General features: G+C 46.4%; 8 protein-coding genes and 1 pseudogene. 8 read left to right on the plus strand and 1 reads right to left on the minus strand.

The window, feature by feature from the left end:
* The first annotated feature begins 337 nt into the window (after positions 1-337).
* The 8 genes and pseudogenes from DW083_RS21460 (at position 338) to DW083_RS21495 (ending at position 8,474) form a co-directional block, all read left to right on the plus strand.
* On the plus strand, positions 338-1,114 hold the full coding sequence (locus tag DW083_RS21460; protein ID WP_122333781.1) for a glycerophosphodiester phosphodiesterase family protein: 777 nt from the start codon (positions 338-340) through the stop codon (positions 1,112-1,114).
* Positions 1,115-1,127: 13 nt separating this feature from the next.
* Entirely contained in the window at positions 1,128-2,606 is a 1,479-nt protein-coding gene (locus DW083_RS21465; RefSeq protein ID WP_122333782.1) for a glycoside hydrolase family 10 protein, read from the plus strand.
* A gap of 48 nt (positions 2,607-2,654) precedes the next feature.
* On the plus strand, positions 2,655-3,059 hold the full coding sequence (locus DW083_RS21470; protein WP_115499528.1) for a hypothetical protein: 405 nt from the start codon (positions 2,655-2,657) through the stop codon (positions 3,057-3,059).
* Positions 3,060-3,141: 82 nt separating this feature from the next.
* A pseudogene (locus DW083_RS21475) lies at positions 3,142-5,351 on the plus strand (TonB-dependent receptor domain-containing protein).
* A gap of 24 nt (positions 5,352-5,375) precedes the next feature.
* Positions 5,376-5,708: a cation transporter gene (locus DW083_RS21480; RefSeq protein WP_115499530.1), complete on the plus strand. Its 333-nt coding sequence runs from the start codon at positions 5,376-5,378 to the stop codon at positions 5,706-5,708.
* Positions 5,709-5,864: 156 nt separating this feature from the next.
* Complete coding sequence (locus DW083_RS21485; RefSeq protein ID WP_115499531.1) at positions 5,865-6,392, plus strand: RNA polymerase sigma factor; 528 nt, start codon at positions 5,865-5,867, stop codon at positions 6,390-6,392.
* Between the two features lie 12 nt (positions 6,393-6,404).
* Positions 6,405-7,640: a porin family protein gene (locus tag DW083_RS21490; protein WP_122333783.1), complete on the plus strand. Its 1,236-nt coding sequence runs from the start codon at positions 6,405-6,407 to the stop codon at positions 7,638-7,640.
* Positions 7,641-7,691: 51 nt separating this feature from the next.
* Positions 7,692-8,474, plus strand: coding sequence for a hypothetical protein (locus DW083_RS21495; RefSeq protein WP_122333784.1), 783 nt, complete (start codon positions 7,692-7,694; stop codon positions 8,472-8,474).
* Between the two features lie 102 nt (positions 8,475-8,576).
* On the opposite strand, the gene DW083_RS21500 is transcribed toward DW083_RS21495, so the two are convergent.
* Positions 8,577-9,623 (minus strand): ETX/MTX2 family pore-forming toxin, encoded by a 1,047-nt coding sequence (locus DW083_RS21500; protein WP_122333785.1) that lies wholly within the window; start codon positions 9,621-9,623, stop codon positions 8,577-8,579.
* Positions 9,624-9,823 lie beyond the last annotated feature (200 nt).

Here is a 9,823-nt window from a genome sequence, read left to right on the forward strand (position 1 = left end):
TAGGGCTGTAAGCCCGGCAGATCTCAGCCCAAGGCGTGAGCTGTAAGCCCGGCAGATCTCAGCCCAAGGCGTGAGCCTTGGGTTAAGGAAAACGTCTCCCTTCTCCTCTTAGCCCTGTAAGGGCGGCACCGGTAACATCCAATGTCACAATGTATCGCCCTTACAGGGCTCGAAGACAGAAGGTGGTCCTCTTTAAACCCAAGGCTCACGCCTTGGGCTATGATCTGTCGCCCTTACAGGGCTTTGGGCGGTTCGCGAACCGCCCCTACGAGGCCTCCGCAACGCACCGTTAAATCATCATTTACCGAATTTGCAAACTAACTAAAAATACCATGTTATGAAACAATTAAGATTCTCTCTTCTTTTTCTTTTCTGTGTACTGATTACGGTTCCGGCCGCTGCTAAAGGCAAAACGAAAGTGATTGCTCATCGTGGCTATTGGAAGACGGAAGGGTCTGCTCAAAACTCGATTCGTTCTCTGGAACGGGCGAATGAAATAAAAGTATATGGGTCCGAGTTCGATGTGCATCTGACAGCGGACAATGTCCCGGTTGTTTTCCATGATAGCAAGATTCAGGGTAAACATATCCAGACGACTCCCTATGCGGAACTAAAAGACCTGAAGCTCCCGAACGGCGAAACGCTTCCCACATTGGAACAGTATCTGGACAGGGCGAAGGAGTTGAAAAACGCTAAACTTATTTTTGAATTGAAATCCCATGCGACTCCCGAACGCGATCGCGAAGCCGCAAAGATAGCCGTCGACATGGTGAACAGCAAGAAGTTGGGAAAGCGTACCGAATATATCGCTTTCAGTCTTGAAGCGGCTAAAGAGCTACACCGCTTGTCTCCAAAAACCCCTGTCTATTATCTGAACGGCGACTTGTCTCCGAAGCAATTGAAAGAACTCGGATTTGCCGGCCTGGATTATAACTATAAGGTGATGCAAAAACATCCTGAATGGTTTAAGGAAGCGAAAGACCTGAAATTGAAAATCAATGTTTGGACAGTCGACGATCCGGAGGTGATGAAGGAAATGATCGAGAGCGGTGTGGACTTTCTGACAACAGACTATCCCGAAGAAGCGCAAAAAGCCGTACTTTTGTACCGCTGAATAAATATGTGAAATGAGAAAGTATTGCCTGCCGTTATTCCTTTTGTTGCTCCTACAAGCCGTTTATGCCGTCGATCCTCCCAAGCGGGAGATCAGGGGCGTTTGGCTGACAACCGTCTATGGCTTGGACTGGCCGCAGAAACCCGCTGCGACAGAAGCCGGGCGTAAAGCGCAGCAACGTGAAGTATGCGACATCCTGGACCGTTTGCAGGATGCGAACTTCAACACCGTTTTCCTGCAGGCCCGTTTGCGCGGCGATGTCATCTGGCGTTCGCAGATAGAGCCGGCCAGCAAGACTTTCTCCGGAAAATACGGCGTGATGCCGGGCTACGATCCTTTGGCTTTTGTGATCGACGAATGCCATAAACGGGGAATGGAATGCCACGCCTGGTTCGTCACTTTCCCTTTGGGAACCGATAAAAGCGTGAAAGAGCAAGGCAAACTCTCTGTTGTCAAGCGGCATCCGAATCTTTGTAAACGGCATAATGGCGAATGGTATCTGGACCCCGGCGTGCCCGGAACTTCCGACTATATCCTTTCTTTAGTCAAGGAGTTGGTGAACGGCTACGATATCGACGGCATCCATTTCGATTATATCCGCTATCCCGAGCAGGCTAAATCTTTCCCCGACAAAGCCTTGTACAACAAATACGGCAAGAAAAGGCCATTGGCGGAATGGCGGCGGGAGAATATCAATAAGATGGTCTTCCGCATTTACGACTATGTGAAATCTGTTAAACCCTGGGTGCAGGTGAGCAGTTCCCCGCTTGGCAAATACAACCGTATCGAGCGTGTCCCGAATGCCGGCTGGACAGCCTACGAAAGCGTGTTCCAAGACCCGAAGATGTGGATGCAGCAAGGAAAACAGGATATGATTGTCCCGATGATGTATTACCTGCACGATAACTTTTTCCCCTTTGTAGACAATTGGGTGGACAATTGCAACGGCCGCCTGGTTGTGCCCGGTCTGGGCGCTTACCGGATGCTCAAGGCGGAGGCGGACTGGACAGTCAACGACATCACGGACCAGATCGATTACAGCCGCTATTACGGCGGTGCCGGTTGCACATTCTTCCGCTGTGCGAATGTCTTGGATAACACCAAAGGCCTGTACGACGAACTGAAAGACAATTACTATAAATACCCGGCGCAGCTTCCTCCCCTCGCATGGCTGAACGACGAGATCCCGCCCGCCCCGGAAGGGATTCTGGCAGAGCGTGAGGGCGACGAACTGAAACTCTCCTGGCAGAAGCCCGATTCGGTGAAAGATGTCCTGACCTATACCGTCTATTATTCGTTGACCGACTCGATCGATCCGGCGTCGGCAAAAAACATACTGCTGACCGGCATCCGGGATACTTTCCTTTACCTGCCTGTCGACACGACATCGGAGCGCGGATATACTTTTTCCGTCTCCGCCTCTTCCCGCTACCACATCGAAAGCAAGCCTTCCAGGGAAACTTACTATTATCTTTCCAAATTTCCTAAATAATATTAACCATTTGGAAGAAACTCCCGGAATGCTTTATCTTTGCGCAGGATGAAAAAGACTGTGACATATCTGTTTATCGTTTTTCTGGCTGCACTTGTGTTTTATGGTGGCGCCGGCGTAAACCTGATTACCTACTGTTGCGAGGATTGCCGGACAGCCATACATGAGCACGAGCATTGTACGGAAATGGCAAAACATGTCTCATCCTGTTGTCACGCGGACGGGGAAGACAATTGCTGCGATGTGGAGCATATCAGCTTTGACTGGACTGTTTTCCAAGGTGCGTTGCTTAATTTGCAGCCTGTCGCAATCGACCTGGTTTCGTTGACGGCCTCAAATATTTCGCTTGTTCCCGCTCTTATCATGGATAAGGCTGTTGATGTGGTACGAGATGCTCCTCCCGGAATTACTCCTGATATATATCTTTCTTTATTGACTGTCCTTTTAGTTTAGGCAACTGTTTGTTATTCTCCGCTGATGGAAAAATCCATGGGCGCAAACGTCTGTTTTATTTTGGATAACAAATAAGGAATTTATGTCTAAACAACTCTATACTATATTACTATTGTTTTTTATTGCCGTCTCGGCTTCTGCCGGAAAGCCGGTGAAAGGTCATGTCTACGATGAACAGAATGAACCTGTGATCGGAGCTAATATCTATTGGGAAGGGACCCAGTTAGGAACAACTTCCGATGCGGAAGGCTATTTTGAACTCGAGAAGAATGATGATTCGAAGAATCTGGTTGTCAGTTATATCGGCTATACGACGTCGGTTGTCCCGGTGACTTCCGATGGCAAACCTTTGCGCGTCGTGCTTGTCGGTGAAGTTGCCCTGCAGGAAGTCGTTATCAGCGAGCGTAAGATGGGAACGATCGCTTCCCGTACCAGCGTGTTGCAGACGCAGAAGATCACCTATGACGAGATTTGCCGTGCCGCCTGCTGTAACCTGGCCGAAAGCTTCGAGACGAATCCGTCTGTCGATGTCTCTTATGCGGACGCGGCGACGGGCGCCCGCCAGATCAAGCTGTTGGGGCTTGCCGGAACATATGTGCAGATGCTGACGGAAAATTATCCGAACTTCCGGGGTGCCGCCTCCTTATACGGATTGGATTATGTGCCTGGCGCCTGGATGGAAAGCATCCAGGTATCGAAAGGGACATCGTCCGTCAAGAATGGTTATGAGGCGCTGGCCGGCCAGATCAATGTGGAATTTAAGAAACCTCCGACGGCCGACATCTTCTCCGTGAATCTCTTTGGCAGCGACGCCGGCCGGTATGAAGGAAACGCGGATGCCTCCTGGCATATCAACGATAAAGTCTCGACCGGCTTGTTGGTGCACTATTCGAATGACAAGATGCAGCACGACGGGAATGACGACGGTTTCCTGGATACGCCCCTGAAAGAACAGGTGAACCTGATGAACCGCTGGTATCACAAGTTGGACCATTATGTGGCCCAGTACGGCGTCCGTTACCTGCATGAGAACCGTACCGGCGGTCAAGCGACAAGGCATCATGATTTTGCCGATCCCTATCGGGTCCGCCTGCAAACGAACCGGGCGGAACTGTTCACGAAACAGGCCTATATCCTCGATAAGGAAAAGGTGGAAAGTGTAGCCCTGATCCTTTCCGGCTCCTATCATGAGCAGAAATCCATGTACGACCGCATCCCCTATAATGTGTATCAAAACAATGTCTATGCCAGCCTGCTCTACGAAAAAGAGTTCTCGCCGGCGCATAGCCTGAGCACAGGGCTGAGCATGAACTACGACGGTTTTGATGAAAACCTGACGCAAGACGCATCCGGACGCCTTTCGACCGGACGGAAATCGTTCCCGGCGCCTATGCGCAATATACATATAACCTGAATAACAAACTCATCGTGCTGGCAGGACTGCGTGCGGACTATAGTTCGTTGTACGACTTTTTTGTCACGCCCCGCCTGCATGTCAAATACAACCCCTTCGACTGGTTCCATGTGCGTGCCTCGGCAGGAAAAGGATTCCGAACGGCAAACGTGCTGGCTGAAAATAACTTCCTGCTGTCCAGTAGCCGTAAAATGAATATCGCTCCGGATCTGGACCAGGAAGAGGCTTGGAATACAGGTGTGAACCTTTCGTTTTATATCCCGCTTTTCGGAAAGGAATTGACGTTGAATGGCGAATGGTATTATACGGATTTCCGGAAACAAGTCGTTGTGGACATGGACAGCGACCCGCATGCCGTGAGTTTCTATAACCTGGATGGCCGTTCCTATTCGAATAGCTTCCAGGTCGAAGCCACTTATCCGTTCTTTCGCGGCTTTACACTGACCGCCGCCTATCGTTATACCGATGCAAAAACGGATTACCGGAATGCGGACGGCATAACCCGGCGTCTGAAAAAGCCCCTGGTCAGCGACTATAAAGGCCTGCTGACCGCTTCTTACCAGACGCCCCTGAAGAAATGGCAGTTCGACCTGACCGGACAGTTCAACGGAGGCGGACGGATGCCGGCTCCGGATGCCGTAAACCCGTTGTGGGAGCCGGACTTTAAAGCCTATACAGTCGTGAATGCCCAGATCACTAAGTATTTCCGCCGCTGGTCTGTCTATGTCGGAGCCGAGAACTTATTCGACTATAAACAGCCGCATCCCATCATCGACGCCGGGAATCCGCGCGGAGATAACTTCGACGGATCGATGGTCTGGGGACCGGTCCACGGCCGGAAGATTTATGCCGGACTGCGTTTTAATATCAGCAGATAATGTGTCAATTAAATTATTTATATCATGAAACAATTAGTAGTAGCTTTGATTTGTGCCGTATTTACTTTTTCCACGGCCTATGCACAGGATGCAAAGAAGAAAAAGGAATCCGTGACTTTCTTTGTAGAAGGCATGGATTGTGCAAATTGCGTCAAGAAGATCGAGAAGAATATCGCCTTTGAAAAAGGAGTGACCGATCTGAAATGTGATCTGAACACCCGTACGGCAGTTGTTACCTACCGTGCCGATAAAACCTCCAAGACCAAGTTGGCTTCAGCCTTTAAGAAGATTGGCATGGAGGCGACTCCGGTCGATAACGGCGCCGGTTGCCCGGTTGATCCGAAGAAAAAGAAATAGAGGATGATTTGTCTCTCCTTATTCAATATTCGCGAGATACTGTATCTTTGGAACGTTTTTGATGGAAAAATATTTATTCCGGAATGCAGCGTTTCGGACGGTTCTAACATCATATTAAATGTACAGCCTTGAAAAGGGCGTGAAGGCACACATTAAATGACGGAGAAACAACTGATAGAGGGTTGTAAGAGTGGGGAAAGGCTGGCTCAGAAGGAGCTGTATGAAACATATTCCCGCAAAATGATGGGCGTTTGTCTGCGTTACGTAAGCGACAGGGAGACTGCCCGTGATTTGTTGCAGGACGGTTTCGTAAAAGTCTTCACCAGTATGGATTCCTATTCGGGGATCGGGTCATTTGAAGGGTGGATGCGAAAGATCTTTGTCAATTGTGCGTTGGAGTATTTGCGTAAATCGGATGTTTTGCGCGAGGCGACCGACTTGGATAACACGGCGGAACTCGTTCATCCGGACAGTTCCGCAATATCCGATATGTCGGCGGTCGAGCTGATGAAACTGGTGCATGAACTGCCCGCCGGCTTTCGTACGGTGTTCAACCTGTTCGCGATAGAAGGCTATTCGCATAAGGAGATCAGCGAGATGATGAACATCACCGAGAGCACTTCCCGTTCGCAGTTTACGCGTGCCAAGCAGCTGTTACAACGCAGAATTAACGAATTGTATTGAGAAAAAAAGGAAATGAAAGATAAGGAAAGAGACATATTTGACGATTTGCTGCGTGAGAAGTTATACGACTTCGAAGCAGACACGTTGCCGGGTGACTGGGAGGCCATTGCCGACCGCCTGCCTGCCGCAAAGACTGTCCCTTTCCGGCGGACTTTGCGCTATTGGGCTGCCGCTGCCGTTATCTCCTTATTGGTCGTCACCGGAGGCGTTTATGTCGTGAACCGCGACAAAGAACCGATGCCCGTTGCCGAAACAATCCGGGAAAAGACAGACGCAGTGGAGACGCAGTTGGCGGAACAAACCCAGCCGGCCATGCCAGTTGCTGTGGCCGAACCTTCCCGAAATAGCACGGATAAGCCTGTTGTTGCTCAAACGTCCTTGTCCCCGCGCTTGACGCGGGGCCGCATCGGTACAGACCTTATCAATCAGCCGCTTATAGAGCCGGTTCCAGTGCGATCCCGCGTCAAGCGCGGGAACGAGGTGCCTTTGACACAGCTCTCTGTGCCGGAGGAATCTGAAATACGTCCGGTTGAGACGCGTGCCCTGATTGCCGACGCAGCACCCGTGAAGGAAGCCGGTAAAGCTCCGGTGAGAAGATGGGGCTTCGGAATGGGCGGAGGAAGCGTGACCGCCGGAACATCCAATTCTCTGAACACCTTTGCGCTGAAGAACACGGCGCTGATCGACAGAGAGCTAATCCAGCTAAACTCACCTTATTTCAACGAGCAGTCTCCAAAAACAAACATTCATCATAAAACACCTGTAACAGTCGGGATGGGCGTCAGTTACTATCTGAACGACCGTTTCTCCCTGCAATCCGGTTTGAACTATACATTCCTTTCTTCCGAGTGGGAAACGAATGCCGTTTATTACGGCGAGACAAAGCAGAAGTTGCATTTTATCGGAATACCCCTTTCCTTGTCCTATAAGATTGCGGAATGGAAACGCATACAGTTTTATGCAGCCGCCGGCGGAATGACGGAGATCAATGTGGCCGGTAAGCTGTCTTCCAAGATATTTGTCGGGAATGATGAAATCCGTCATGAGAAAAGACATATCCGGATGAAAGAATGGATGTGGTCTGTAAACGGCCGTGTCGGAGCGAGTTATCCCTTGCTTCGCTTCCTGAGTGTATATGCGGAAGCAGGCGCCGGCTATTATTTTGACAATGGAAGCGACATCGAAACGATCCGCTCCGAGAAACCGTTTAATGTCAACCTGCAGGCGGGTTTCCGTTTGGGCTTTTGAACAGTAAACAAATAAATAATAAACAATATAAAATTAAAAGAACAGTAAAAAATGAAGAAACTTAAAGTTTTAGGATTGGCAGCAATCGCTGCGGGAATGGTAACGTTAACCTCTTGTTTGGATGGGGGAGGAAATCAACAATCAGGACAATTATTTGCGGTGATTGATTATTCGTCAACGTTTAAACCTCTACTGTATACACCTGCTGGTGCTCCTTTCTATATTTCAAGTGTGGCCTCTGATCCCAGCTTTAATGCAGGTGATTGTGTTACGGGCTATATTACAGTTGATTATGATTCACCAGAGAATGCGAATGCCAGTACAAATGGTTATTATACAGCTTCCGGTCAGGCTGCAACAATAAAGAAAGGAAATTTCTCTTTTGCAACTCTTGATTCTACGGCATTAAGTGATGAACAGCTTTTATCTGGTGTGGCAAATCTGTTTATTAAATCCGTTAACTATCGGAAAATGATTGCTTTACCTATGTTTGAGAAAATCTTGACGGATCAGAAGAATAACTATAAATTGACTTTCGACTATGATCAGGAACCGGTAACTGTTAATAGTACGGAACGTGTATATACCTTCTGTTTGCGTTGTCAAAAATTAGAAGATGGAAAAGCTCCTACCTTAAACAACGTTTCAGATATTTCGGGGTTTGATTTGGAACAATTATACTCGACATTGAAAAGTAAAGAATCTGCAGCAGGGAAAAAGGTTGTAAACTACCAAATTAAATATGCAAAAGGATTTAACTCAGATTCCACAAAAGTGACAACTTGGGGTGCTACTGATATAGTTCAGTTCTCTATTGTAGACTCTGCTGAATAAGCATCTGGTAGAATTCACTAAAGTAACTCCAAAAGTTACTGTATAATTTTTGAGAGTTACTTTAGTGAGATACATTCTTTTTTTATTGACTACTTTTACCCTCTATTCTAATGGTGCATCGAAATCTTTTAATCCTGATATTACTACGGGTTTTCCAGTTATATCACGTGGTTTATAAGACAATCCTTTACATTCAACTCCTTCCCATTTTCCTTTTAATTGAATAATAGTACCTGTTATTTTCCCTTTGAAGGTTGCAATATAATTGATATCTATATTGTATATGACCATCATAACATCTATTAAATAGTGTGCATAGGGAGGAAGCTCCATTGTAAATACATGTGATATGGTACGTACTCTTGATTCTGTATTTGTTTCTTGATAAGACCACGTTTTTGCTGTTGTATTTTCTGTACTTACTTCTCCATCCGCAATGATAGGTAAGCCTACTTTCCCTTTAGTTGTTATTTTATATGTTGTTGTAATACCTTCAACATTGGAGAAACTGGACGTCTCTGTAACTTGTTCTGAAATGTTAAATTGCTGTAATACGGTGATACCTGTAGGATTTGGTACATCTATTGTCTGTCTAAGCTCTGGAACTGGTGTGAATTTTTTTCCGGCTATAGGTTCATATTTTATGTCTATTAGCTCAAGATCTTCAACTGGTATAATTTCCCAAATAGCTTTGGAATCTTTATTATTGTCGATTTTTTTAACAGTAACATCTCTATCTCCTATCGCATATAAATATAATTTTTCTTTAAAAGGTTGTGCATAAACAATATTATAGAAGTTCGTATTTGGTACGTTTTCAAATTTGAATACATCGAGTGGTAAGCCATTGTTTAAAAAAGGATTAAATTCTCCTGGCCCACCGTTAAATGCAATTTCTCCGTTAACTTTGGCGCCTCCAACCATCATCATGTTGTATGAAATTCCACCTGTACGTGATTTGATATACCATCTTTGGCGCTCACTCCCGTCATCCCAATCATGTCTATTAACAGCTGTGTTTGATGGGCTACCACTTAAATAGCAATATCTAGTATCTGCTACTAGTCTAATATTTACTTGCATATCACGCAATTGATCAATAGGGTTGGCTATACTGGTACTTTTTTGTTTGTATGTTAACAGATGCATTAGGACTTATTTCTATATTGTCTTTTTCACAAGAAATAAAAATGAGAAAACTGAAAATAGTAAATAATATTTGTTTCATGATACTATTTATTAATGGTTTATGAATTTAGCTGAAAATAGTAAATAATATTTGTTTCATGATACTATTTATTAATGGTTTATGAATTTAGCCTGTATGTTATTTAATATTAAATTTTCCA

Origin of the sequence: Parabacteroides sp. AF48-14, from assembly GCF_003477465.1 — a bacterium.
GTDB lineage: Bacteria > Bacteroidota > Bacteroidia > Bacteroidales > Tannerellaceae > Parabacteroides > Parabacteroides acidifaciens.